Annotated in this window: 25 protein-coding genes; 8 read left to right on the top strand and 17 right to left on the bottom strand. The window is 35.8% G+C overall.

Annotated elements, in window-relative coordinates:
* The first annotated feature begins 84 nt into the window (after positions 1 to 84).
* Together J3U59_RS10040 and J3U59_RS10045 are read left to right on the top strand one after the other, a co-directional pair.
* Positions 85 to 1,416: a CoA-disulfide reductase gene (locus J3U59_RS10040; RefSeq protein WP_267334155.1), complete on the top strand. Its 1,332-nt coding sequence runs from the start codon at positions 85 to 87 to the stop codon at positions 1,414 to 1,416.
* A gap of 189 nt (positions 1,417 to 1,605) precedes the next feature.
* Complete coding sequence (locus J3U59_RS10045) at positions 1,606 to 3,027, top strand: cation:dicarboxylate symporter family transporter (protein ID WP_267334154.1); 1,422 nt, start codon at positions 1,606 to 1,608, stop codon at positions 3,025 to 3,027.
* A gap of 212 nt (positions 3,028 to 3,239) precedes the next feature.
* Here the strand turns inward: J3U59_RS10045 and galU are convergent, their stop codons facing one another.
* The 5 genes from galU to J3U59_RS10070 all read right to left on the bottom strand — a co-directional run bounded on the left by galU (position 3,240) and on the right by J3U59_RS10070 (position 7,248).
* Positions 3,240 to 4,154 carry a UTP--glucose-1-phosphate uridylyltransferase GalU gene (gene galU / locus J3U59_RS10050; protein WP_267334153.1) on the bottom strand — a complete coding sequence of 305 codons (915 nt, stop codon included), beginning with the start codon at positions 4,152 to 4,154 and terminating at the stop codon, positions 3,240 to 3,242.
* 509 nt (positions 4,155 to 4,663) lie between these two features.
* The gene (locus tag J3U59_RS10055; protein ID WP_267334152.1) at positions 4,664 to 5,167 is read right to left on the bottom strand and encodes a hypothetical protein; all 504 of its coding nucleotides are present in this window, start codon (positions 5,165 to 5,167) and stop codon (positions 4,664 to 4,666) included.
* 69 nt (positions 5,168 to 5,236) lie between these two features.
* Positions 5,237 to 5,386, bottom strand: a complete 150-nt coding sequence (locus tag J3U59_RS10060; protein WP_081297505.1) for an entericidin A/B family lipoprotein — start codon at positions 5,384 to 5,386, stop codon at positions 5,237 to 5,239.
* Between the two features lie 27 nt (positions 5,387 to 5,413).
* Entirely contained in the window at positions 5,414 to 6,607 is a 1,194-nt protein-coding gene (locus J3U59_RS10065) for an aromatic amino acid transaminase (RefSeq protein WP_267334151.1), read from the bottom strand.
* 254 nt (positions 6,608 to 6,861) lie between these two features.
* Positions 6,862 to 7,248 carry a RidA family protein gene (locus J3U59_RS10070; RefSeq protein WP_267334150.1) on the bottom strand — a complete coding sequence of 129 codons (387 nt, stop codon included), beginning with the start codon at positions 7,246 to 7,248 and terminating at the stop codon, positions 6,862 to 6,864.
* A 185-nt stretch (positions 7,249 to 7,433) separates the two neighbouring features.
* Between J3U59_RS10070 and ffh the strand changes: the two genes are divergently transcribed.
* The gene (ffh, locus tag J3U59_RS10075; protein WP_267334149.1) at positions 7,434 to 8,801 is read left to right on the top strand and encodes a signal recognition particle protein; all 1,368 of its coding nucleotides are present in this window, start codon (positions 7,434 to 7,436) and stop codon (positions 8,799 to 8,801) included.
* 75 nt (positions 8,802 to 8,876) lie between these two features.
* Here the strand turns inward: ffh and J3U59_RS10080 are convergent, their stop codons facing one another.
* Together J3U59_RS10080 and ispB are read right to left on the bottom strand one after the other, a co-directional pair.
* Positions 8,877 to 9,773, bottom strand: a complete 897-nt coding sequence (locus J3U59_RS10080; RefSeq protein ID WP_267334148.1) for an EamA family transporter — start codon at positions 9,771 to 9,773, stop codon at positions 8,877 to 8,879.
* A gap of 108 nt (positions 9,774 to 9,881) precedes the next feature.
* Positions 9,882 to 10,868, bottom strand: coding sequence for an octaprenyl diphosphate synthase (ispB, locus tag J3U59_RS10085; protein ID WP_267334147.1), 987 nt, complete (start codon positions 10,866 to 10,868; stop codon positions 9,882 to 9,884).
* 155 nt (positions 10,869 to 11,023) lie between these two features.
* Between ispB and J3U59_RS10090 the strand changes: the two genes are divergently transcribed.
* Positions 11,024 to 11,848 carry a TonB family protein gene (locus tag J3U59_RS10090; protein ID WP_267334146.1) on the top strand — a complete coding sequence of 275 codons (825 nt, stop codon included), beginning with the start codon at positions 11,024 to 11,026 and terminating at the stop codon, positions 11,846 to 11,848.
* Positions 11,849 to 11,936: 88 nt separating this feature from the next.
* On the opposite strand, the gene pepP is transcribed toward J3U59_RS10090, so the two are convergent.
* Entirely contained in the window at positions 11,937 to 13,262 is a 1,326-nt protein-coding gene (gene pepP, locus J3U59_RS10095) for a Xaa-Pro aminopeptidase (RefSeq protein WP_267334145.1), read from the bottom strand.
* A gap of 33 nt (positions 13,263 to 13,295) precedes the next feature.
* Positions 13,296 to 13,838, bottom strand: a complete 543-nt coding sequence (locus J3U59_RS10100; RefSeq protein WP_267334144.1) for a UPF0149 family protein — start codon at positions 13,836 to 13,838, stop codon at positions 13,296 to 13,298.
* Between the two features lie 122 nt (positions 13,839 to 13,960).
* Here J3U59_RS10100 and J3U59_RS10105 point away from each other — a divergent pair, with 122 nt between their 5' ends.
* The 4 genes from J3U59_RS10105 to crr all read left to right on the top strand — a co-directional run bounded on the left by J3U59_RS10105 (position 13,961) and on the right by crr (position 16,995).
* The gene (locus J3U59_RS10105; RefSeq protein ID WP_267334143.1) at positions 13,961 to 14,305 is read left to right on the top strand and encodes a hypothetical protein; all 345 of its coding nucleotides are present in this window, start codon (positions 13,961 to 13,963) and stop codon (positions 14,303 to 14,305) included.
* Positions 14,306 to 14,444: 139 nt separating this feature from the next.
* Positions 14,445 to 14,702 carry a phosphocarrier protein Hpr gene (ptsH, locus tag J3U59_RS10110; RefSeq protein WP_065634096.1) on the top strand — a complete coding sequence of 86 codons (258 nt, stop codon included), beginning with the start codon at positions 14,445 to 14,447 and terminating at the stop codon, positions 14,700 to 14,702.
* Positions 14,703 to 14,754: 52 nt separating this feature from the next.
* On the top strand, positions 14,755 to 16,482 hold the full coding sequence (ptsI, locus tag J3U59_RS10115) for a phosphoenolpyruvate-protein phosphotransferase PtsI (RefSeq protein ID WP_267334142.1): 1,728 nt from the start codon (positions 14,755 to 14,757) through the stop codon (positions 16,480 to 16,482).
* A gap of 9 nt (positions 16,483 to 16,491) precedes the next feature.
* Positions 16,492 to 16,995 (top strand): PTS glucose transporter subunit IIA, encoded by a 504-nt coding sequence (crr, locus tag J3U59_RS10120; RefSeq protein ID WP_065634094.1) that lies wholly within the window; start codon positions 16,492 to 16,494, stop codon positions 16,993 to 16,995.
* A 90-nt stretch (positions 16,996 to 17,085) separates the two neighbouring features.
* Here crr and pgi read toward each other — a convergent pair whose 3' ends face one another.
* The 8 genes from pgi to rne all read right to left on the bottom strand — a co-directional run bounded on the left by pgi (position 17,086) and on the right by rne (position 26,996).
* Positions 17,086 to 18,735 (bottom strand): glucose-6-phosphate isomerase, encoded by a 1,650-nt coding sequence (gene pgi, locus J3U59_RS10125; protein ID WP_267334141.1) that lies wholly within the window; start codon positions 18,733 to 18,735, stop codon positions 17,086 to 17,088.
* Between the two features lie 264 nt (positions 18,736 to 18,999).
* Complete coding sequence (locus J3U59_RS10130) at positions 19,000 to 19,254, bottom strand: hypothetical protein (protein WP_267334140.1); 255 nt, start codon at positions 19,252 to 19,254, stop codon at positions 19,000 to 19,002.
* Positions 19,255 to 19,438: 184 nt separating this feature from the next.
* Positions 19,439 to 20,371, bottom strand: coding sequence for a homoserine O-acetyltransferase MetA (gene metA, locus J3U59_RS10135; protein WP_267334139.1), 933 nt, complete (start codon positions 20,369 to 20,371; stop codon positions 19,439 to 19,441).
* 221 nt (positions 20,372 to 20,592) lie between these two features.
* Positions 20,593 to 21,408 carry an ATP-binding cassette domain-containing protein gene (locus J3U59_RS10140; RefSeq protein ID WP_267334191.1) on the bottom strand — a complete coding sequence of 272 codons (816 nt, stop codon included), beginning with the start codon at positions 21,406 to 21,408 and terminating at the stop codon, positions 20,593 to 20,595.
* Positions 21,409 to 21,427: 19 nt separating this feature from the next.
* Positions 21,428 to 22,417, bottom strand: a complete 990-nt coding sequence (locus tag J3U59_RS10145; protein WP_267334138.1) for an oligopeptide/dipeptide ABC transporter ATP-binding protein — start codon at positions 22,415 to 22,417, stop codon at positions 21,428 to 21,430.
* Between the two features lie 2 nt (positions 22,418 to 22,419).
* Positions 22,420 to 23,280 carry an ABC transporter permease subunit gene (locus J3U59_RS10150; RefSeq protein WP_267334137.1) on the bottom strand — a complete coding sequence of 287 codons (861 nt, stop codon included), beginning with the start codon at positions 23,278 to 23,280 and terminating at the stop codon, positions 22,420 to 22,422.
* Complete coding sequence (locus J3U59_RS10155; protein WP_267334136.1) at positions 23,273 to 24,208, bottom strand: ABC transporter permease subunit; 936 nt, start codon at positions 24,206 to 24,208, stop codon at positions 23,273 to 23,275. Before J3U59_RS10155 ends, J3U59_RS10150 begins: the two co-directional genes overlap by 8 nt.
* A 70-nt stretch (positions 24,209 to 24,278) precedes the next feature.
* Positions 24,279 to 26,996 carry a ribonuclease E gene (rne, locus tag J3U59_RS10160; protein ID WP_267334135.1) on the bottom strand — a complete coding sequence of 906 codons (2,718 nt, stop codon included), beginning with the start codon at positions 26,994 to 26,996 and terminating at the stop codon, positions 24,279 to 24,281.
* Position 26,997: the final 1 nt, after the last annotated feature.

Below are 26,997 nucleotides of genomic sequence, written 5' to 3' on the forward strand. Positions count from 1 at the left end.
CGAAATAATGAGCGGCCAACAATATTTGATTTAACGTGTGGTAGGATAATAAATATCAATATTATTAGCAGTAAGGAAAAATAGATGAAAATAATTATTATCGGTGCTCAAGCAGCTGGAGCAAGTGCCGCAGCAAAAGCTAAAAGAATCAATCCCAAGGCAACTATCCGTATTTATGAAAAATCCGATATCGTATCGTTTGGTGCTTGTGGTTTACCCTACTTTATTGGTGATCACTTTAGTGATGCCAACGAAATGATATCACGAACACCCCAACAGTTCGAAAAAGACGGTATTGACATAAAAATTCTTCATGAAGTTGTTGCAATAGATACTCTATCTAAAAAATTGAAGATAAAAGATCTGACTAATGGGCACTGTTTTGAAGACACTTACGACAAATTACTTTTAGCGGTGGGTGCAAGTCCAATCATTCCACCATTTTCAAATGATAAACTCAAAAATATTTTTACACTTCGTGATATCTATGATGGTCAAGCAATTAAAAAAACGCTAAATGATGCTCAAGTTAACAATATTATTGTGGTTGGAGCTGGTTATATTGGACTAGAATTGGTCGAATCACTTGTTGCATTAAACAAAAAAGTTAAGTTGATTCAATTGGATGATAGAGTATTAGTTGATGCATTCGATGCGCAAATTACCGATATCATAGCTGAAAATATCAAGCAATATTGCGATTTACATTTACAAGAAAAAGTACTAGGTTTTGGTGGACAAGATAAAGTCACCCACGTGATAACCGATAAAGGCCAGTACCCAGCCGATATGGTTATTATTGCAACAGGTGTAAAACCCAATAGCAGCATTTATAACAATTTAGGGATTAGTACCTTAAAAAATGGTGCGATTATTACTGATGCGTTAGGTCAAACCAATATTTGTGACATCTATGCAGCAGGCGATTGTGCCGCACTTTATCACAAGGTTAGCCATGATATGGTCTATATTCCATTAGCGACCGGAGCAAATAAACTTGGCAAAGTTGTAGGTGAAAATTTAGCCGGTGGACACTGTCAATTTCCTGGAACCTTAGGTACATCAGCATTAAAAGTGTTTGATATTGAAGCTGGTCGAACAGGTATTACAGAAAATGATGCTAAAAAAGCAGCCATTGCCTATAAAACCGTTGTAGTAAAAGATAAAAACCATAGCAACTACGTTGCTGGGCAAACCAGCATAACCGCTAAACTGATTTATCATGCCGAAACTCGTATTATTTTAGGTGGACAAATTGCCGGTGGGGTTGGAGCAGCGTTAAGAGTCAATGTGTTAGCAACAGCAATATGGGCAAAAATGACCATTGATGAATTAACTATGTTGGATTTTTTATATGCTCCTCCTTTTTCTAGACCATGGGATGTTTTAAATATCGCAGGATCCATCGCAAAATAGCGAATACATAATCAATCAGGGTTATCTAACAACTATATTGCAAATTAGCGATTAATATTCAATTAAAGTAAACACAATACTGAAATATACCCATTGATAGATTAATTAAATCAGAAATTTATTTTATAACCGATATATTTACATTTTTTATTTGATAATTAAATTTATCAGCAAAGGCGAGGTTCAACTATGTCAGATGCCATTTTTCAAGGAACTTTTTTTGAAAAGTTCTTATCCATAACTCATTACCAAACCTTAATTGGAATTGGACTTTTACTTGTCTGCTTTTTTGCTGTAATGAGGCCATTACAAAACCGAAAAGTCAATTTTTCGATTCGTATGTTAGTCGGATTAATACTTGGCGCAGTACTTGGTTTAGGCATCCAAGCTGCTGCTGGATTTCCTGATACATCAAGTGTTTGGATGCAAGAAACAGCAACATGGTATGGTCTTTTTGGGCGTGCATTTATTGCCTTTATTCGTATGCTAGTTATTCCACTCATCTTTGTATCCATCGTTAAAGTCATCATTGATTTCTCCGGAAAAGACAATCTCCCTCAGATTGCTTTTAGAGGTATCTTTTGGTTACTCTTTACTACGGCTATCGCTTGTTTGGTGGGTATTATACTTGCCAACCTATTTTCCCTCGGTGAAATGAGCAAAGCATCAGAACTTCAAGCTCAAGCAAAACAATATACCAATATAATTGATACGTTTATCAACCTAATACCCAGTAACATTATCGCCTCAATGGTTAAAGAAAATATTGTTGGTTTAGTCATCTTTTCTGCTTTGATGGGACTTGCTGCCAATCGAATGGAAAAGAAAAATCCTAAACCAATCGAACTATTTAAAACATTTATCGAAGCGCTATACAAAATTGTCATGTCAATTGCTATGACAGTAATAAAATACATGCCTTACGCGGTAATAGCTTTACTTGCCCGTACCATCATTTCTAATGGTATACCGGCTATTATTCAAGTTTCCAGTTTTGTCGTTGCCATTTATGTTGCGACCTTAATTATGCTAATTATGCATGTTGCTATTGTATTAACGCATGGTATATCACCAATAACGTTTATCAAAAAAGCGTTGGGTACATGGCTATTAGCCTTTACCAGTCGGTCATCTGTTGGCACATTACCTATGACAATTTCTACATTAACTGTCAGAATGGGGGTTAATACCGGTACAGCTAATTTAGTCTGCTCGCTTGGTAGTACAATGGGGATGAACGGCTGTGCTGGCTTCTTTCCAGCATTACTTGCAGTCATGGTTGCACATATGGTTGGTATTGATACTAATATTCAATTTTATATTATGTTAGTGATTGTCGTTGTGATTGGTTCAATCGGTATTGCGGGTATTCCTGGCACCGCAACCGTTGCGGCAACTGTCGTATTATCTGGAATGGGCATGGCTGAGTATTTTCCGTTGATTGGTATGGTCCTTGCTGTTGATCCAATTATTGATATGGCCAGAACTTTAGCCAATGTATCTGGTGCAATGACCGCGGCGATTGCCACTGATCGTGAAGTAGGTTTGATGGACTTGAACGTATATAATGATCCTAATGTGACACTTGAAGATGAATCAACAGATGCCTAATTAGGTTGCTATTATTAAATAGTAAGCTAAATGTTAGCTGAGATAAACACAATCAATATTTTAACAAATTACACTAATGATAAAGTGGAGTAGACTATAAATAATCATTTAGATTGAAAATCTACAAATTGTGTACATCTCAATTAATAAATTCAAAATAAAAAAGGTGCGAAGTGCACCTTTCTTATAATCCATTAATGACAGTAAAAACATTAAAGCGTTTTAAGCCAAGCTTTTACATCATTACCTAAACTTTTGTGACGCATTGCGTATTGTACAAAAGTTTGAACATAACCTAATTTATTACCGCAATCATGGCTACGACCTTTTATACAATAAGCATCAACCGGATCTTCTTCTAGTAACATTGCAATAGCGTCGGTTAATTGAATTTCACCACCAGCTCCTAAAGGCGTTTTAGCAAGTAATGGCCAGATTTTTTCAGATAATACATATCGTCCGACAACTGATTGATTAGAAGGCGCAGCGTCAATGGTCGGTTTTTCAACTACACTATACATCTGAGCAGTATTGCCTGCTAATAGCGCTTCACCACGGCAATCGACAATACCATAAGAAGAGACTAACTCTTTTGGCACTGGTTCGACCATGATTTGACTACGTTTGGTTTCTTGATAGTTACTAATCATCGCTGCTAAATTGTCTGTGCTAAGATCACTATCATATTCATCAATAATTACATCCGGTAACACGACCGCAAATGGCTCATCGCCAACTAAAGGGTAAGCGCATAATACTGCATGACCAAGCCCTTTAGCTAAGCCTTGACGAACACTGGTTATCGTCACATTTTTTGGCAAAATACCTTGCACTTCTTGGAGTAATTGACGTTTAACTCGGGCTTCTAGCATAGCTTCTAATTCAAAACTTGTATCAAAATGATTTTCGATAGAATTTTTTGATGAGTGCGTTACAAAAATAATTTCTGTGATTCCAGCTGAAATACATTCTTTAACGACATATTGAATAAGTGGTCTATCCACAACAGGCAGCATTTCTTTAGGGATGGCTTTAGTCGCAGGCAACATGCGAGTACCCAGCCCTGCAACAGGGATAACTGCTTTTTTTACTTTTCCATTTACTGATGGTTCAAAATTTAGTGTCATTTTATTTCCTTAAAAACAAATTAACTGACAACGCTGTTATAGCTATAAATACTATAACAGCGATTAACAAAGGTATTTTTGATTGGTATAAACTTTAGCATACAAGCAATCGAAATACTCAAATAAATTATTGCTACAAAATTTGATATTAGATAAGCCACTTTGGTTTTAGATTGTAATACAAAATCAGTCAGAACGGTATTAGATATCAATAAAACATCTAAGATAAATCTAAAAATATTAAACAAAATTAGCAAAGGCTTATTTCAGCTTAACAAGCAATAGACACCATTATCGTTTATCTTAAATAAGAACAAATCGCCATTTGATGCTAGCGAAAAAATCCAACGATAACCAATGAGAGAATTAGATGATTAATATAAAGTAAGAATGCAACTCAATTTCACAAAAAATTACTCAAATACGATATAAAATAAGGTCAACCAAGCAAAACCTATTATCAGTCGATTAACAAATATCGCAATGAATTTTGTTCTCTCATATAATGCCTATTTATTTATCGATATCTCATTAGACTCAATTAATAAAGGGTTATCTTTATCTTTGGCTAAAGAATCAATAGCAATATAAACAATTTGGCAATTTTGTAAAACTGCTTGTCTAACAACAAATTTTGCTTTGCGATCGCGTTCTTGTTTTTGTGCAGGGCTAATATAAAGATCATCGTAACCGTCATCATACAAGGTAGCCCTATCTAATAAACTTTGTGTTCGCCAAAAAGTTTCCTTAGGATAATCACGTGTAAAAATCTGATCGGTTAGCTTGCCTTTTATACCTGCATAACTTGAAGATAAATGCTTACTAGCACGACTTTGCGCGATATAAATTGATTGGTAACTTTTTTTATTGGAAGGAAGTAAATTTAACGAAAACTCAACGCCTGCGCGAGTTGAGTATTGGCAATTATGCATAACTGAGGGTGCAGTTCGAAAATTTAATGAACCACACCCAACAAGTAAAAAAAACACGACGAAAATAATAAGACGCTTCATTTTTACTTAAGTATATTCACAAAATAACCGTTTTCACATTTACCTTGCAAATAGACTACTTTGTCTTATTTACATTTTATCGCTAACTTTTTCAGCAGTATTTGAAATAGCTTTACCGCCAGATTGAACATCTTTACCTACACCATTTACTGTATTACATCCAGTAACTAATGTTGTCATTACAAGACCGAACACAATAATTAACATTTTTTGCAACATTTGATACTCCTTTCATTATTTACATTGTTATTTTAGTGTAGCAAATGCTTCTGCCACACGATGAATGTTATGGTGATTTAACCCAGCCACACACATTCTTCCGCTGCCCACCAAATAAACAGCAAAGTTATCTTTTAATTGTGTAACTTGATTTTGGGTAAATCCAGTGTAACTAAACATACCACGTTGTTTAACTAAATAATCAAAATTACGGTCTAACGATTTGTTTTTTAATAATTCAACTAAGGTTGATCGCATTGTCACAATACGATTACGCATTGATGCCACTTCTTTGAACCATAACGCTTTAAGATCATTATTATTTAAAACATAAGACACAAGATGTGCACCATAAGCTGCTGGACTTGAATAATTACGACGAACGGTCGCTTGAAGTTGCCCAAGCACATGACTTGCGACTTGGCTATTATCACATAAAACCGACAAACCACCAACTCGCTCACCATAAAGGGAAAATGTTTTAGAAAAAGAGTTACTGATAAGTCCACACAATCCTACTTCTGCGGCTTTTCGAAGCGCATATGCATCATCGTCAATATTTTCACCAAAGCCTTGATAAGCAATATCCATAAAAGGAATTAAATCTCGATTTTTTAAAACTGCTATGACTTTATCCCATTGATCGTGCGTTAAATCAGCACCTGTTGGGTTATGGCAGCAAGGATGCAGTAAAACAATGCTTTTAGCCGGTAATTGGTCTAAAGTTTGAAGCATAGCATCAAATTTTACGCCACAGGTTTTATCATCGAAATAAGGGTATTGATTGACCTTAAAACCTGCCCCACTAAAAATGGCAATATGATTTTCCCAAGTAGGATCACTTACCCAAACCTGAGAATCTGGAAAATAGCGATATAAGAAATCGGCACCAATTTTTAATGCACCCGATCCACCTAGTGTTTGAATAGTTGCAATTCGCTTATCTTTATAAGCGCTGTGATTTTCACCAAAAAGCAAAACTTGAATAGCTTGACAATAAGCAGGCAATCCACTCATCGGTAAATAAAGCTGCGCACCTTGATTATGCTGATAGATATAATCGCGAGCAGCTTTAATACATGATAATTGTGGGACGACACTGTTTTCATCATAATAGTAGCCAATACTTAAATTGGTCTTGTTTTCTCTATTATCATTATTAAATTCTGCGACCAAAGATAAAATTGGATCGCCCGCATACGAATCGATTTTTTCAAACATATTGACTACCTACTAACACAATCAACACTGACTAATAGTTGTAGATTATTACATCAACTTAATTGTCAATCAATCACTAAATAAAAGTTTAACAACAAATAATTAGAACGATATTTACTGAGTAAATAAAGGCAAAATATTCATTCTTAAACTATAAAAATAGACCAATCTATACGCAATTAGCTCAATCTATTAGTTATAGTTTATTTATCGTAAGCATTAGCACTTTATGGTGCTAACAGAATATGTCACGCTTATTTAACTGCAATCACTTCAATTTCTACTTTTGCATCTTTAGGTATTTTAGCTACTTGTACGCAAGAGCGTGCCGGAAATGCCGCATTGTTCTTAGTAAAAAATGACTCATAAATAGCATTCACTGCGGCAAAATCATTCATATCTGCTAAAAATATAGTTGTCTTGACAATATTATTGATCTGATAACCCGCAGCTGTCACAATTGCTTTAACATTAGCTAAACTTTGTTTGGTTTGTTCCTCAATAGACGTTGCCATTTGACCAGTAACAGGATCGAGTGGAATTTGCCCAGATGCAAATAACATATTACCTAAATCAACCCCTTGAACATATGGACCAATTGCAGCAGGCGCTTTATCGGTACTAATCACTTTTTTTACCATGTTTGATTTTCTCCTTTTTCATCTTGTCTGGTTAATCATTCATCTCAATACATTCATTTATTTTGTCTATTGCCATTTCAACAGTAACCTAATTTACTGTCAAGTTTGTACTTGATTATGATCGTGGGACTTCTGACAAATTTCTGCTATGATAAACATAATTTTTTTATTTATTGAGAGTTAACATGTTTGAGAATTTAACCGACCGTTTATCACAGACATTTCGCAATATCAGTGGGCGTGGGCGTCTGTCTGAAGATAATATTAAAGAAGCACTACGTGATGTGCGCATGGCATTACTTGAGGCCGATGTTGCTTTGCCTGTTGTTCGTGAGTTTATAAATCAAGTTAAACAAAAAGCTGTCGGCTTAGATGTTAGTAAAAGTCTAACACCAGGCCAAGAGTTTATCAAAATAGTCCAAGATGAACTCACTCGTGCCATGGGCGAAGTCAATAGCTCACTGAATTTGGCAACCCAACCCCCAGCTGTGATTTTAATGGCGGGTTTACAAGGTGCAGGTAAAACGACCAGCGTCGCGAAATTAGCGAAGTTTTTAAAAGAAAAACAGAAAAAGAAAGTACTCGTCGTTTCTGCCGATGTCTATCGTCCTGCTGCGATTAAACAATTAGAAACCTTAGCTAAAGCGATTGATGTTGAATTTTTTCCTTCCGATATTAACGAAAAACCAGTCAATATTGTTAATAAAGCAATTAACCATGCTAAATTACAATTCTTTGATGTGCTGATTGTCGATACCGCAGGCCGTTTACATGTCGATAATGACATGATGGACGAAATCAAAGCACTACATCAAGCAATTAATCCAATTGAAACCCTATTTGTGGTTGATGCGATGACGGGTCAAGATGCCGCTAATACAGCTAAAGCTTTTGATGAGGCTCTGCCGTTAACCGGTGTTATTTTAACCAAAGTCGATGGTGACGCACGTGGTGGTGCTGCATTATCAATTCGGCATATTACAGGTAAACCAATTAAATTCTTAGGCATGGGTGAAAAAACTGATGCTTTAGAACCATTTTATCCTGACCGTATTGCCTCTCGAATTTTAGGCATGGGCGATGTGATTTCTCTGATTGAAGAGTTACAAAGCAATGTCGATCGAGAAAAAGCAGAAAAAATTGCTAAAAAACTCAAAAAGGGTGACAAATTCGATTTTAACGACTTCCAAGATCAACTCAAGCAGATGCGTAATATGGGTGGAATGGGCGCCATGTTGGCTAAACTACCGGGTGTTGGTCAATTACCAGACCATATCAAAGCTCAAATGGATGACAAAATTACAATTAAAATGGAAGCCATTATTGGATCGATGACACTAAAAGAACGCGCCAATCCTGAAATTATTAAAGGATCGCGTAAACGTCGTATTGCTAATGGTTCGGGTACGCAAGTGCAAGATGTTAACAAACTATTAAAACAGTTTGAAGATATGCAAAAAATGATGAAGAAGATGAAAGGCGGCGGCATGATGAAAATGATGCGCCAAATGAAAGGACTTATGGGCGGGGGAATGGGCTTACCAAGACGCTAATGCGCAATTATTGCAATATATAATTGCGTCTAACCTATTCAATTTTCTAATCTAAACAACACATCGCACCCAATATTAGTTTTGCGATGTGTTTTCTGAGTTAATGACTGGCTTGATCGATTTAATCTTAGCCGGTCGATTCATCGCCAATACGGTTCCTATTGATGAGATAATAATTAACCCAATAGCAAACCATTGATAATGAGTTAATTGCTCATGCAACACTATCAAACCTGAAAATGCTGCAAATACTGGCGATAAACTCATTAGCGTACTAAATGTTTGAGCCGGTAACCTTGGTAGTGCAACCATATCTAAGGCATAAGGTATAGCCGACGCTAATAAAGAAACGACAAAAACTAACGGTAATAAGTCTATCGAAAACATAGCACTGCCACTTTGCCACACACCAATTGGAAATAGTAAAAATGACGCAATAATAGATCCAATTGCAACACTTGATGAACCGTGAATAGCACCTGATTGACGCCCAAAGAGTATATAACATGCCCAACATGCACCGGCGGATAATGCCAACAAAATACCCATCGGATCTAAATCATTGGATGCTTGATGAATCGGTAATAACATCGCTAACCCGACAACCGCAATGGCTAACCAGACAAAATCAGTCAAACGACGGCCAGAAAACATCGCTACCATAATAGGACCGGTTAATTCAATGGCAACAGCAATACCTAACGGAATACGAGCAATAGCATTATAAAAGCTCAAATTCATACAGCCCATTGCAACACCATAGCAAAAAATATATTTGAAAGCTTGTTTGGTTATTGGTTTACGCCAAGGCTTGAAGATAATCGATAACATAACTGATGAAAAAGTCAGTCGCCAAGCGGTCATCCCTTCTGGACCAAGTACAGGGAACAAGTATTTCGCCATAGATGCACTACCTTGAACCGAAATCATCGAAATAAATATTAAAAAAACAGGCCAAGTACGGTTAAACATAAAGTATTACTCTGACAAAATTTGACAATGATTATTCAAATAGTGAATATCAAACAGTTTAAAGAAAACGATGCTGCTCAGCATCAAACACAAACATGCTCAGTCAGCTTAGTTTTCTCTTTTAACAGATAGCAAAGCAAGATCTTGCAGCGCTTTTTTGTAAGGTGAATCAGGTAAAATTGCAATAACATCAAAGGCTTTTTGGGCCTCCTGCTGTGCAGTTTGTAACGTAAATTCGAGAGATCCACAGTCTTGCATAATCTGTAAAATACGATCTAACAAATGTCGCCCATTACCTTGTAAAATAGCTTGACGAATTAATTCAGCATCATCACTGTTGCCAGCATTATGCATAGCATGTAACAACGGTAATGTTGGTTTACCTTCATTAAGATCATCACCTAAATTTTTACCCAATTTTTGATTACTATCAGCACTATAGTCCAATAGATCATCAATAATTTGAAATGCGGTACCTAAAAATTTACCATACTCTTGCAAGGCTAATTCTTGCTGCTCATTAGCGCCAGCTAATACCGCAGCAGAATGGGAGGTGGCTTCAAATAAACGCGCGGTTTTGCGATAAATAACTTCCAAATATTGCTCTTTAGTAATGTTTGGATCATTACAATTAATTAACTGTTGCACTTCACCTTCAGCAATAACATTTGTTGCCGCTGACATGATAGTCAACACTTTAAACGATTCGGTGCGTACCATCATTTGAAATGATCGCGTATAGATATAATCGCCAACTAATACGCTAGCGGCATTACCAAAAAGTGCATTAGCGGTTGATTTTCCACGTCGTAAATCAGATTCATCAACCACATCGTCATGTAGCAATGTCGCTGTATGAATGAATTCAATAAAAGCAGCAGCAATAATGTGTTTATCGCCCTGATAATTAAGCGCCTTAGCAATTAATAATGCGATAACAGGGCGAATACGTTTGCCGCCGCTACTAATAATATAATTACCTAATTGATTAATTAAAGCGACATCAGAGCTAAGCTCTGCCTGTATTGCTGCGTTAACTTTTACTAAGTCATCTTTTATAAGATCGAGAATTTGATTCATTGATGGATTATTCATCAGCCTAACCGCTAAAAACAATAGAAATTTATTGACTATTATCTGATAAATCTTTTTGTGCAACAAGTTATTGATATATCATCTTTAAAAAAAAACTACAAATGATAAGCATTTTCATTTAAAATGCCATCCTTAAGTAAAAAATGATAATTATTATGAAGATTAACTTTGATATTGATATCAATACTGAAAAAGATCCGCAAATTGTTGCTCAGAAAAAGCCGAAAGGTACTTATTTATTTACCTCCCTTTCGGTCGCTTCACACTTATGCTTATTCGCCTTATTATTTAGCTCCGCACTATTTGCCAAAGATATCATTGTTGAAGAAGGAGACAACTCAATCAAAGCTGTGATGGTTGATTTATCACAATTAGCAGCGCCTGAACAATCTTTAGTTGAAGACAAACCTGAAATAAAAGGTGACAATAACAGTGATGTTATCGACAATAAACCTATTGAAGAAACACCAGTAGAACCAGTTGTTGAGCCAGAAGTTATTGAAGAAAAAAAACCAGAGCCAGAACCCGTTAAAATACCGGATAAACCAGTTATAACACCTGAAAAAGAGGTGGTAAAGCCACAACCCAAACCAAAGAAAAAACCACAACCGACACAAAAATCATCACAACAACAAGTTAGACAAGAAGTTGCAAGTGAAAATATGGCTAGCACTTCGGTCGCACCTAAAATATCGGATAATCGCCAATATTCGGCAAGCGCTTCTCCAATTAGTCGAAATCAACCAGAATACCCTAGACGAGCACTCGATATGCGTTTAGAAGGATATGTCATTGCTATGTTTGATGTTAATAGCGAAGGGCGTGTTGAAAATATCAGAATTATTGAAGCGCAACCCAATAATATTTTTAACCGATCGGTAATTAATGCCATGAAGACATGGAAATACAAACCTATTGCTGCACAAAATTTAAAAATCAAAATTGTATTTAATCGGGATAAATCAATTAATTTAGACTAATAATCAAACGCTAGACTATATACAATTCATTAACAATAATTAAACTAAAAGCCATAATCTTTTTAAACAATGATTATGGCACTTTTTATCACTCAATAACCGATGCTTTATTGGCCATCAGCTTTTCAATTTCACTAGGCTCTTTAGGTACAGCAGAAGTGAGTACTTCGTTACCCGATGAAGTAATTAAAATATTATCTTCAATACGAATCCCAATCCCTTTATATTGATCAGGTACATCGGCATTTTGGTTAATATATAATCCTGGTTCAACAGTCAACACCATACCTGGTTTTAAAAGATAAAGGCGATCACTTCCTACATCGTGAACATCAATGCCTAACCAATGCCCTAAACCATGCATATAAAATTCAGTATACGCCTTATCAGCGATCAATTTATCCACATCGCCTTGCATAATACCTAATTTTACCAATCCCTCGACCATAATTTTAATCACGGTCTGATTAACTTGGTTAATTGAGTTTCCGGGTTTTAAGAGCTTAATTGCGGCATATTGTGATGCTAGAACAATATCATAAATTTCACGTTGAGCCTGACTAAATTTACCGTTTATAGGGAATGTTCGCGTAATATCACCCGCATAATGCTGATACTCACATCCCGCATCAATGAGTACCAAATCACCCTCTTTCAATGGTGCACTATTATTTTCGTAGTGTAAGATACAGCCATTATTACCGCTTCCAACAATAGTATTATAAGCAGGATATCGGGCACCATGACACGCGAATTCATATAAAATTTCTGCCTCTAAGTGATACTCATACAAGTTTGGCTTACATTTTTGCATAGCCCTTCGGTGAGCTTGAGCACTGATATCACAAGCCTGCCGTAAAATATTTATCTCAAAATCTGATTTAAACATTCGCATTTTATGCACAACAGGCCGCCAATCACTGATTGAAATTGGTTTTAAACCAGTGGATTTACCTTCTTTGATTAAAGCTCGTAATGCTTTTTTAATAATCTTATCCGCGTATTGATACTGCTCATCGGCATAATAAACGATATCTTTTCCCTTCAAGATTTTAGGTAAATTAGCATTAATGCTGTCAAAACAATAAGCCTCATCCACCCAAACTGTGTCTAAAGCAAGCGCTTGCCCTAAACGATAACCGGTCCATGTTTCAGCTAAAGGATCTTTTTTTCGATTAAATAAGACATAACGTGCCTGATTATCATGTTGTTTAATTACTACAAAAACCGCTTCTGGCTCATTAAAACAAGTAAAATACCAAAAATCACTATTTTGCCGATAAGGGTAATGCGTATCGTTACTTCGAACAACTTCTGGCGCTGCAAAGAAAAGTGCCACACTATTGGTTGCCATTTTAGCAAGTAATGTTTCACGACGATTACACAGTTCAGTTTTAATATCTGTATCTATCATTTTAATGATCCTAAAAAGAAATGATTATTCCAATTAATGAATAGTCGGTACAATATCTGATTCATTAAATTCATCGTAGCACAACATTGAGGTGATACGGACATACTCTTTAATTTCTTCAAAAGCAAAACCAAGTTCTTGCTGATCCTCATTTTCATCATAACCAAGCTTGACTATTTGACGTAAATCATAAATCGCTTCGCCAACATCACCTTTTAACCGGTTAATCGTTGGTTGAACTAAACCTATTCCCAGTAAAAAATGATTAACCCAACCAACTAATTCATCGATCTGCGAAAACAGATCATGCTCACTAAGTAATAACTCAAACTCAAAATTTTCATTAGAAAATTGCTGTTTGGTTAAATCATAAAGCTTTTTAATTTGTTGCTCTAATGGTTCTGCAATCGCCTCTCCATTATTTAACATATCCTTGACTAATGGACGCCAACTTTCATCATGATTACCACCGGCTAAAATCCCGGATATAAAACCATGTAATTCAGCAGCATTAATCCCAATGTTACATTCGATTAATTGACGATTTAATTCGTCATAGTTAATAGTATCAGTCATTACCCCACCCTGATCTTGTCACGTCAATAAAATGCACCCTGCACTTTCATTAATAATTAGTATATAATTCATACCTAGTTATAAATAATAAACAGGTTACCAAGCTTTATAAAGGAATTATTTTGAACATTGCAAGTTTATTCATCAAATTTCCCCTGCTATTTATCACGTTTGCTTTAACATTAACAGCCTGTAGTTCATGGTCATCAAACAAAGGTGTTATTATTCTCGATCTACGCGATAAAACCCATACCTATGTAAAAAGCCAAGATTTACCAAACCATTATAAATTAGGAACGAGTGAACAAGAACTGCAACGATTTGAAACATTCTGTGAGCAAGAAATTAAAATTTCAAAGCATGATGGTAGCGAAGAGGCCGTTTTTGAAAACATTAAACATGGTGTTCATGGGCAAGTTGAATTCAAAAAGTGTAGTGATAAGATCACTCGAATTTACCAATATTGATAAAATATGACTAATCTTGAGGTATTACTAAAAATAATATTAACTGTTTCAAAGTTATATTAAATCTTACTGGCGTTTCTGGCAGTTTTTATTTATATTGTTCGCGTAAATGATAATATTTTTGGGAGTAAAAATAACTATGTACAAGCAAGATGTCACAATTACTGCATCGAATGGTCTTCATACCCGTCCTGCTGCACAATTTGTCAAAGAAGCAAAAAACTTTAACTCTGAAATTACAGTTACATCCAATGGTAAGAGCGCAAGTGCTAAAAGTTTATTTAAATTACAAACTTTAGGATTAACACAAGGAACAACAATTACAATTTCTGCTGAAGGCGAAGATGAAAAAGAAGCAGTACATCATCTAGTAAAATTAATTCCAGAATTAGAATAATAACTCCCAATTAGCTATGAACAGTTTTAAAATTGAATAAGGATTAAATGTTATGGTATCAGGTATACTTGTTTCTCCCGGTATCGCTTTTGCAAAAGCGTTATTATTAAAAGAAGAGCCTATTGTTATTAATAATAAACAAATTCTTGATAACAAAATCGATGCAGAAATTGAACGTTTTAAAGAAGCTCGTCAAAAGTCTAGCGAGCAACTTAACGCTATCATGGAACGAGCTAAATCAACATTAGGTGAAGATAAAGCGGCTATCTTTGAAGGTCATATTATGCTTCTTGAAGATGAAGATCTTGAACAAGAAGTTATTTCACGAATCGAAAGTAAACACTCAAGCGCCGATGCGGCAGTACAATCTGTATTTGAAGCACAAGCAAAAGAGCTTGAAAATTTAGACGATGAATATCTAAAAGAACGTGCAGCAGACATTCGTGATATTGGTAAACGATTACTAAAAAATATTTTAGGCATCGAAATTGTCGATTTAAGTGCAATAAGCCAACCTTGTATTTTAGTTGCAACGGATCTTACACCCTCTGAAACCGCTCAATTAAATTTAGAAATGGTGTTAGGCTTCATCACTGATGCAGGTGGACGCACTTCACACACATCAATCATGGCTCGTTCATTAGAAATTCCAGCAATCGTGGGGACATCTAATGCAACACAAGAAATCAAACAAGGTGATTTTGTAATTTTAGATGCCATCAACAATGCAATTTACATCAATCCGGATCATTCAACTCAAGAAAAGCTAAAACAAGTTCAAGCAAAATATCTTGCCGACAAAGAAGAACTCGCTAAATTGAAAGATTTACCAGCTGTTACCCTTGATGGGCATCAAGTGGAAATTTGTGGCAATATTGGTACCGTACGCGATATCGCTGGTGCAGAACGTAATGGTTATGAAGGTGTTGGTCTTTATCGTACTGAATTTTTATTCATGGATCGTGAAAGTTATCCTGATGAAGAAGAACAATTTAAAGCGTATAAAGAAGTAGCACAAGCCACTAATGGTTTATCTGTCATCGTCCGTACTATGGATATTGGTGGTGATAAAGATGTTCCTTATATGCATCTTCCAAAAGAAGAGAATCCATTCCTAGGCTGGCGAGCGATTCGTATTTGCTTAGATAGAAAAGAAATACTTCATGCTCAGTTGCGCGCTATTTTACGTGCATCAGCATTTGGTAAACTCCGCATTATGTTCCCAATGATTATTTCTGTTGAAGAAATTCGTTTATTAAAATCAGAAATCAATATTCTAAAAGAACAATTAAATGCAGAAGGTAAAGCATTCGATAAAAATATCGAAATTGGTGTCATGATTGAAACGCCAGCTGCTGCGGTAATTGCACATCATTTAGCGAAAGAAGTTGATTTCTTTAGTATTGGTACTAATGATCTAACACAATATACATTAGCCGTTGATCGTGGTAATGAGCTTATTTCACACCTTTATAATCCACTTTCACCATCGGTATTAACTTTAATTAAGAAAGTTATCGATGCGTCTCACCAAGAAGGTAAATGGACAGGTATGTGTGGTGAGCTTGCTGGTGATGAAAGAGCCACTATCTTATTACTTGGTATGGGGCTTGATGAATTCAGTATGAGTGCGGTATCTATTCCGAAAATTAAAAAATTAATTCGTAATACTAATTACCAAGAAGCGAAAAAATTTGCAGATACAGCATTAGAAAAAGCAACAGCTAAAGAAATTCTTGATTTAATACAAACTTATACCGCTGAAAAGCAAATTTGTTAGGAGACAACGATGGGACTGTTCGATAAAATAAAGCAATTTGTGTCCGATGATAGTAAAAATAGCATCGAAATTATTGCGCCACTAAGTGGTGAAATTGTCAAAATCGAAGATGTACCTGATGTGGTTTTTGCTGAAAAAATTGTCGGTGATGGTGTTGCAATCAAACCTTCTGGGAATAAAATTGTTGCGCCATTAAGTGGTAAAATTGGCAAAATCTTCGAGACCAATCATGCTTTCGCCATCGAATCAGACGAAGGTATTGAGCTTTTTGTGCATTTTGGTATTGATACAGTAGAACTTAAAGGTGAAGGTTTTACACGTATAGCCGAAGAAGGTCAGCAAGTTAAAGTAGGTGATACAATTATAGAGATTGATTTACCATTACTGGAAAGTAAAGCAAAATCAGTCTTAACGCCAGTTGTCATTTCCAACATGGAAACCATTGCCGAACTAACTAAATTATCGGGCACTGTCGAAGCAGGAAAAACACCAATAATGCGAGTTAAGAAGTAATTACTTATCTTGTTAGCTATAAAAAAAACCTTCAGTCCAAAAACTGAAGGTTTTTTATTGATTCAACTATATTGAATCAATAAAATCAGATTAACGCCACTTTTTATACTGATTAATTAAGTTATTGGTTGATTGATCGTGAGAACTTACCGGCTTATCATCAGCCAATTCAGGTAAAATTCGACCCGCTAACTGCTTGCCAAGTTCAACGCCCCATTGATCAAAACTAAATATATTAAGGATAACACCTTGTGTGAAGATTTTATGTTCATACATCGCAACTAATGCACCGAGAGTATAAGGCGTAATTTTTTTCACTAAAATTGAATTAGTCGGTTTGTTACCTTCAAATACTTTAAATGGCACAACGGATTTAACTTCATCTAAACGTTTACCTGCTGCAATAAACTCTTGTTCAACTTGCTGCGCTGTTTTACCAAAAGCCAATGCTTCTGTTTGAGCAAAAAAGTTAGATAACAATTTTGGATGATGGTCCCCAACCGGATTATGGCTGATAGCTGGTGCGATAAAATCACAAGGGATGAGCTTAGTACCTTGATGAATGAGTTGATAAAACGCATGTTGCCCATTGGTTCCTGGTTCGCCCCAAATGATTGGACCAGTCGTATACGTGGTTTTATTACCATTACGATCAACACTTTTACCATTTGACTCCATATTTCCTTGTTGAAAATAAGCAGCAAAGCGATGCATATATTGATCATAAGGTAAAATAGCTTCGGTTTCAGCACCACAAAAGTTATTGTACCAAAGCCCTATTAACGCGAGTAATGCAGGAATATTTTTATCAATTGGCGCACTTTGGAAATGTTTATCCATAGCATGACCGCCAGCTAAAAATTGTTTGAAATTATCAAATCCAATAGATAAAACAATCGATAACCCGATTGCTGACCACGATGAGTATCGCCCACCGACCCAGTCCCAAAATTCAAACATATTTGCCGTATCAATGCCGAATTTTTCAACTTCTTTGGCGTTAGTTGATAACGCGACAAAATGTAATGCAACCGCTTTATCATCTTTTGCAGCATCAAGTAACCATTTACGTGCAGTTTGCGCGTTGGTCATGGTCTCTTGGGTAGTAAACGTTTTAGATGCAACTAAAAATAAGGTTGTTTCAGGATTTAATCCTTTGAGCGCTTCAACAATATGCGTACCGTCAACATTCGATACAAAATGCATGGTTAAATGATTTTTATAAGGGCGTAAAGCTTCTGTAATCATATGTGGACCAAGATCCGAACCACCAATACCAATATTGACAACATCGGTAATTGCTTTACCGGTATAACCTTTCCACTCACCGCTAATCACTTTTTTACTGAATGACGCCATTTTTGCCAGTACGGCATTAACGTCATCCATGACATTTTTTCCATCGACATAGATCGGGTTATTTTCTACATTACGCAATGCTACATGTAAAACAGCACGGTTTTCAGTACGGTTAATTTTTTCACCACTATACATCGCTTTAATTGCGCTATTTAAATCACATTCTTGCGCCAATTTGTAGAGAATGTCCAATGTCTCTTGTGTCACACGATTTTTTGATAAATCGACCAAAAATTCATCTTCGAATGGAATACTGAGTTTTTCAACACGATTAGGTTCATCTTTTAAGATCTGTGCAATAGTTTTATTATGGTGTTTTTGGTAGCTTGTTTGCAGTGACTTCCAAGCGGAAGTAGTAGTTGGATCAATTGACTTTAACATAATAAATTCCTTAAATAATATAGCATTACTAACCATAATATAACTATGACTAACATGATGCAAGATAAGGATCTTTTATCTTTTATTTTTAAATTAATCACGCTAAAAATTTATAAAAAGCGCTATCTAATGGTCCTTTCAAACAATTTTTTTAATCTTCCTTCTGCAACATTGTCATCTGACTTGGCTTACCAAATATTCAGTTTTTGGGTTGCGAAGTTCGGGAAGTTCTTGTACTGAGTTTGACAGCGTTCTTAATGGGGATCAAATACCACAAAATCGGTGACACCACCGGCTACCTATCATCCCTTTGCCCCATGCGCCGACTTTTTGCAGTATTTTACTAAACTTACTTGCCTTCACTATAGGTATATACAAGATAACAAATTGACTCATGCCATTAGTTAACGCGCCAGCGATGAAACCTAAGTGAGGTGTATGGAAATTTAGCGTTTCACCAATCGATTTATCATGGATAATTTCTGCATAGACCCGAGGTAAAAAAACGGAAATACCCAATTAATTAAGGTGCTATCCCATAAAAATCAAAGTTGTTTTCTACCCATCTCGTATTCCGTCCAATGACAGAAAAATTCAATTTATAAAATAGACATCAAACGACATTACATAGATAGTGAATGATTAACACCAAACCAGTTAATTTATTACTATTTCTTTAAATGAAGACATGATTTATTTTCACTTAATCATCAATAGTTAAATTACGTGTGGTTAAATCATATGGTGTTAATTGATAAACGTAATAGTTCAGCCAATTACTAAATAATAAATAAGCATGGCTACGCCATGTCGCTTTAGGGGCTAACTCAGGATTATTGTCAGGAAAATAGTTATAAGGTATTTGTGGATTAATACCGGCTTTTAAATCACGAAAATATTCATTAGCTAACGTGAAAGAATCATATTCCGGATGGCCAGTCACAAACGCCATACGTTTATCGGCTGTTGCCATTAAATATGGTCCGGTTATCTCAGATTCTGCCAAAATGGTTAAATCAGTGTAATGTTTAATTTTATCAACAGGAAAATCAGCATAACGCGAATGAGGGGCTAAGAAAGTATCGTCAAAACCGCGTGTTAAAATGGCATTAGGCTGAGCGATTTGGTGCTGATAAACCCCAGATAGTTTTTGGGTGCGTGTAAATTTTGGCAAATCATATAAAACATTTAACGCTGCTTGTACCGCCCAACAAACAAATAAGGTGGAAGTCACATGATCTTTCGCCCATTTGATAATTTCAGTCAATTTAGGCCAATAAACAACATCTGAAAATGCAACTTTGCCTAATGGCGCACCGGTAATAATAAGCCCATCAAAATTCTGATCTTTTATATTATCAAAATCACAATAAAAACTATTTAAATGCTCAGCCGGTGTATTTTTTGATTCGCGTTGATCAATACGTAATAGCTGGATATTAACTTGTAAAGATGAGTTGGAAAGTAAGCGTAAAAATTGATTTTCAGTCTCGATTTTTTTAGGCATTAAATTAAGAAAAAGAAGCTTGAGTGGACGAATTTCTTGAGTATTGGCCCGAGATGAAGTCATAACAAATACATTTTCATTACGTAATACATCAACCGCAGGTAATGAGTCAGGAATACAAATTGGCATAACAAAAGCTCCTAAAAACAATGAGTTATTTTTAAACACCTAAAATAGACGTCTAGAAATCCATATAGCTAAATATAGAGTGTTTTATATTATTTGTCGAGATTTTTATTTAATCAATTAGCTAACATAATTCACAAAAAATCATGAGAATAGTTAACCGTTATTATAGGATAGATGAAAGCTTATCGAGCTAAAGATGATATAAGAAAAATCAATACACGTTAAAAAGCTCGGGTATCAGTTCGCCAGCTATCTGCGGTTAACGCTTCACCAAAATAACTATTAATTAATTTTTGGGTAATATCGCTTAACGGCGATGCTAACACTTCTGCTGTGTTACCATACTCAACAACATCCCCATTATGCATAACTAAAATTTCATCACTAATATGCTTCATCATACCAATATCTTGTGTGACATAAACATAAGAAATATTATGCTCGGCTTGTAGTGATAACATTAAGTTAACAATTTGAGAACGCATTGAAATATCTAACGCCGCCAAAGCTTCATCAAGAATAATGACTTTAGGTTTTAATATTAATGCCCTAGCTAATGCGACTCGCTGTTTTTGCCCCGCCGCCATAACCGAAGGATAATAAGCAGCATGCTCAGGTAATAACCCAACTTGTTTTAATACATCACTAATTAATCTTTCACGCTCATAAGCATTATATTTAGTATTATGTTTTAAAGGTATTTCTAACAATTGACCAATGCGTAATCTTGGATCAAACGAACTTTCAACATGTTGAAATATCATGCGAATAAGTTGACAGCGATAATGATAATCGCCATATTCAACCTTATTACCGTCAAGCCAAATATCGCCACTATCTGGTTTTATCATACCAACCAACATTTTAGCCAACGTCGATTTTCCCGATCCATTTTGCCCAATAATGGCTAACGTTTTTCCTTCATTTAACGAAAAAGATACCGGATTAACAGCATTAATTAGCAGCGTACCCAACAAGCCTTTAGGTATTTTAAAACGCTTCGATAAATTACGCACTTTCAGTATTGGATTCATGATCTGTTCCTATTTTATATAACTACTCATCCATATTTAACGGAAAATGACAAGCAACAGAATGATCTTTTATCGAGATAAGGTCAGGTGCTTGAATACATTTTTTTTGAGCATAAGGACATCGTGGACCTAAACGACAACCGATAGGTAAGTGTTCGAGTGATGGAATTACACCCGGAAGTGTATTTAATGGGCTTTTGTGTGGCATAGCTTTACCAAAATCAGGAATAGCATAAATTAAAGCTTGAGTATAAGGATGATAAGGCGATTTAATTAAATCTTCGCTGTCAGCAATTTCAACCGTTTGCCCACAATAAAGGACATTGATCCGGTCGGTCCATCTGGTGACCATCTGTAAATCATGACTAATAAGTAAAATCGTCGTACCAATATTTTGATTCATACTGGCAAGTAATCTAAATATCTGCGCTTCTGTGGTTGCTTCCATCGCATTAGTTGGTTCATCCGCAATTAATAGTTTAGGTTGATTGGCTAACGCAATAGCAATCATGACTTTTTGACACTCACCTTCTGTTAATTCAAACGGGTAAGATTTTAATATCTCTTTATGGTGTTTAATCCCTACTCGGTGCAGTAATTCAACTGCACGATTTTTGCGCCAAAATAGCCGCTGCCACCAATGTCCTTTAAACGTTCGCCTTGGAATTGCATCAACTAATTGCTGGCCAATTTTCATAGACGGATCTAAACAAGATTGTGGTTCTTGAAATATCATCGAAATATGTGCGCTAATGACCTTGCGGCGTTGCTTTGTCGTTAGTTTAAGTAAATCAATATCATTAAAATAAAAACGATCGGCTGAAATCTTCCAATTATGATTCGTCACACCCAAAATAGCTTTAGCAATCAGACTTTTACCTGAACCCGATTCACCCACTAATCCACGAATTTCACCTTCTGATAATTTCAAATTAACACGATCTATCGCGCGTAATAGTCCATCTGGGGTGATAAATTCAATGGTTAAATTGCGAATATCTAACAAAGCCATAATTAATGTCCTGCTCGACGGCCATATAAACCAAAATTGAATAGATAAACAAACGTAATTGTCGCAGACACCGCTAAACCTGGAGCTAGAAATGCTAAATAATTACTATCAATAATATCTTTCATTTTAAACATCATCATACCTAAATCTGGTCGTGAAAGATCGTTGGCAAAGCCTAAAAAAGTGATAGTCGTTATGGCTAAAATAATTGAACCAAATAGCGAGACAATCTCAGTCAAATATACAGGTAAAATATTAGGTAAAATATAATGATTTAAAATTGAAAATGGCGATAAGCCATCAAGACGATATGCCGTGATATAAGTTTTATTCCATTCATTAATCGCCCGTTGATGAATATTATAAATAAAACGTGGCGTATAGGATAAGCCAACGACAAATAACATATTGGTGATATCATCTTCCCATAATAAGCTAATGACAATCACACCTAATAGTGGTGGAACTACCATACAAAATCGAAAAATAAATATGACAAATGGGCGTATAAACGAAACAAAAAACATAAGGTAATTAATTAAACCACCAATTACTACCACATAAAATACCGCTTTTAGTGTCATTGATATTGTGGAACGATATCCAATAAGCAGATAATCAAAAATATCTTGCCCATTAGCATTGGTACCTAAAATATGATTCAAATCCCCATTTGCCCACCAAGCTGGCGGTAATAATGTTGGATAAATAGGATTTAAATTGGCATGAAAAAACCACTTCGTTGATAACGCCACAAAAGCGATAGCTAATATGCCATAAAATCCGACAATTGAATAAAGATTACTATGCAATCGATTAAAGCATAATTTTATGTTTTTAAATAATTGTGCAACCTTAGACATAGTGTTCCTTATGGCGCAAAGGATAGATAGCAATTGCCGTAATATCGCCTAATAAGGTGAGTAGGCTTATTACAGTACCACAAGCAAGAATCGCAATAGAAATAATAAAATAATTATGGTGATGATAAGCAATCATCACCCATTGCCCTAATCCCACTCGATTGAATAGAATTTCAATCACCATCGTTGAAAATAATAGTGTTGTTGTATTGTAAGTCAATTGTGGAATTGTCGCAGGAATGGAATTAGGTAACAAATGGCGACGTAAAATTTTAAAAGGTGATCGCTCCCGAATAATCGCCATTTTAATATAATTTTGTCGTGAAGTACTTTTAACATTTTGACTGACTAACTGAATCGTCATAATGCTCGGTTGAATGGCTAAAATAATGATAGGCAATAACAAATGATGCAACTGATCAAGCAGAGCGGGTAATTTGACTTTTTTAGATGAAATTAATATATCCAACAAAGAGGTACCAGTAATAGATGGTGATACATTAAAATTCATTGATACCGACCAAGTAGGCGATAACAAGTACATAATAATGATAACCAGCATAACGATTGGGCAAGAATATAGCAATAAACTCACTAAACGAATGGCGGTATTTAACCAGTTAATATTGCTTAAACCCAGAAAGATACCTAAAGGTAATCCAACAAACAAAGCGACCAATAAAGCCAAAATACAAAGTTCAAATGTTGCCAACAGTGTATGAAAAAACGGCACAGTTTCACCTGTTATCAATTTAAACTGCCCTTGAAGCAATTGCTTAAAAAAAGCACTGTAGGCATCAACAAAACTTAGACTATTGAAATTAAACATTGAATTAGGCGCAAAATAGACTAAACAGAAGCTAATCTGAGCCAATACGCAGATAATAAATAAAAACGTCACTATTTTTTTGAAAATATAGATAATCATTGTTTATCTTTATCGCTAGTATAAATAAAACACGGTAGTAGCTATTACCGTGTTTTATTTAGTTGATTGATTAATCAGGTATAACCGGTTTACTTGCTGCGGCATAAGCATGATCTTGCGCACTTAAACCGCCAGCATTACCTTTTCCTTGATATTGATAATCCGCTTCTTGACGTGATTTTATACCCGTTTCCGATATCACATAATCAGGTGCAGGGGCTTTTGTCATCACTGACGAAGAGTAGCCGGTTGAATGCGTAATTGTATTATCCAATTTACTCTCATTGGTATTTTGTTCGATATCATTAAAATCAAACTGCAAATTACCTTCAGGTTGATTCGATACTGACACCGTATCATTAACCACTGCACCATCACTTGCTACTTGATCTTCTTTAATAATAATCGGCAATAATAATGAAGGTATCACTGCCACAGCAGTATTAGGTTCATCCTGAGTCAATTGACTATAATCAATCGATACGCGTCCTAAAGCTAATTCTAATGATGCCGCAGCAAATGGCAACGGCATTGGTGACTGCTTAAGTTCAGTATTTTTAACTCGTCGCTTATTACGTTGACCGTTCATACGTAAATGCCTTGATGTACGTCGTTGGCGTTTAGGTTGTACATCAGCAATAACATTATTATCCGTTGGTTCAGCGGCAATAACTGGCAACAATAAAGTTGGAATAATGACTCTTTCATTTGTTGTTCCGCTTTCAATTTGATGTTGAGTAATTGTCTCAACATTTTTCACGCGAACGCTTTTGGTTAATGCGCGCTGTTGTCGTCTTGGTTTAACCTCTTTTGGCTTACTTGGTGCTGTTTCGTTCGCCACTTTATCTGCTTTCGTTGCATTAACAGTAGTTGCCGAATTTGCATGACTATTTTGTTTACTTCGACGATGATTAGTTTTATTACTCGCTTCTTTTACTACAGCTTCAGAAGAAGATGGCGTTGTCACTAACTCATTATTGGCGTTATTGATGGTATTATTTTGACGATTATTACGTTGACGCCTGTTATTTGAACGCTGATTATCGCGTCGTTTGGCCGGTTGAGGTTTGACTTCTGGCTGTGGTTTTTCTTTTTCACCTGCAAATAATTGGCGTATCTTACCGAATAACCCACCGAAAAAGCTTCCTGAATTTTCAGCTTTTTTAGTTTCAACCTTAACTTTTGTAATGGTACTAGCTTCGACTTTAGGACCTGATAAGACCGCTTGTTCAACAACCACTTCCGTTGCCTGATCTTCTTCCTCTTCTTCAAGTTCACGGATCAATTTAGGCAGATTATAACTTAGTACATCAGTCTCTTCGCCACTTCGTTTACGAATAACTTTATAAAGTGGCGTTTCCATCTCTTCATCACCTGCTATGACAATTTTCACATCTGGGTGCATTCTTTCAATATTAGTGATGGCGCGACGTTTTTCATTAAGTAAATAACTGGCAATAGGAACAGGAACAATTACATCAATCTGAACAGTATTATCCTTCATTGCCTCTTCTTGGATTAATCGCAAGATAGAAAGTGATAATGAATTATTATCACGAACCGTACCCGTCCCTTGACAGCGAGGACAGATATGATGCGTGGCTTCTCGTAATGAAGGACTTAAACGTTGACGTGACATTTCAAGTAAACCAAAGCGCGAAATACGAGTGGTTTGAATCCTTGCACGGTCAGTTTTCATCGCTTCTTTTAAACGATTTTCAACTTCGCGTTGGTTACGAATTGGGGTCATATCAATAAAATCGATAACAATTAACCCACCTAAATCGCGCAAACGTAACTGACGGGCGATTTCCTCTGCGGCTTCAAGGTTAGTATTAAACGCGGTTTCTTCAATATCACTACCACGGATTGATTTGGCTGAGTTAATATCTATCGCGGTTAAAGCTTCGGTTGCATCAATAACAATCGAACCACCAGAAGGTAAGCGAACTTCTCGCTGGAATGCTGATTCAATTTGTCCTTCGATTTGGAAATGATTAAATAACGGCACATCACCATCATAAAGTTTTAATCGGCTAACATATTCTACTCGCCCTAAATCAACAAGCCGTTTTTTAGCAATTTCAAGCACTTTAGGGTTATCAATTAAGATATCGCCCACATCATCACGCAAATAATCACGAAATGCCCGAGTAATAATATCACTTTCTTTATGAATTAGGCTCGGCGCTGGATGATTTTTCGATTCGTTTTGGATCGCTGTCCAATAGTTAACTAATGCATCTAAATCTTGCTGTAACTCTTCTTGGCTTTTACCTACACCAGCAGTTCTAGCAATAACGCCCATACCTTTAGGTTTTTCAATCGCATCAATAATGCGTTTTAAATCGGCTCGCTCTTCACCCTCTATTCGTCGTGAAACCCCACCTGCACGAGGATCGTTTGGCATTAAAACTAAATAACTCCCCGCTAAACTAATGTAAGTGGTAAGCGCTGCACCTTTTTTGCCACGAATTTCTTTTTCGATTTGAATTAAAACTTCTTGGCCTTCTTGTAAATTTTTAATACTTCGACGACCAGTCACATTAGAGGGGAAATAGCTATCAGCAATCTCTTTTAGGGGTAAAAATCCATCACGTTCACCACCATAAGAAACAAAAGCCGCTTCCAAACTTGGATTAATTTTAGTAATTTTGCCTTTATAAATATTGGCCTTTTTTTGCTCATGCCCAAGACTTTCGATATCTAAATCATATAAGCGTTGGCCATCAACAAGAGCAACACGCAGCTCTTCTTGCTGGGTTGCGTTGATTAGCATTCTTTTCATT

This window comes from Gilliamella sp. B3783, assembly GCF_026536125.1.
In the GTDB taxonomy this organism is placed as follows: Bacteria; Pseudomonadota; Gammaproteobacteria; order Enterobacterales; family Orbaceae; genus Gilliamella.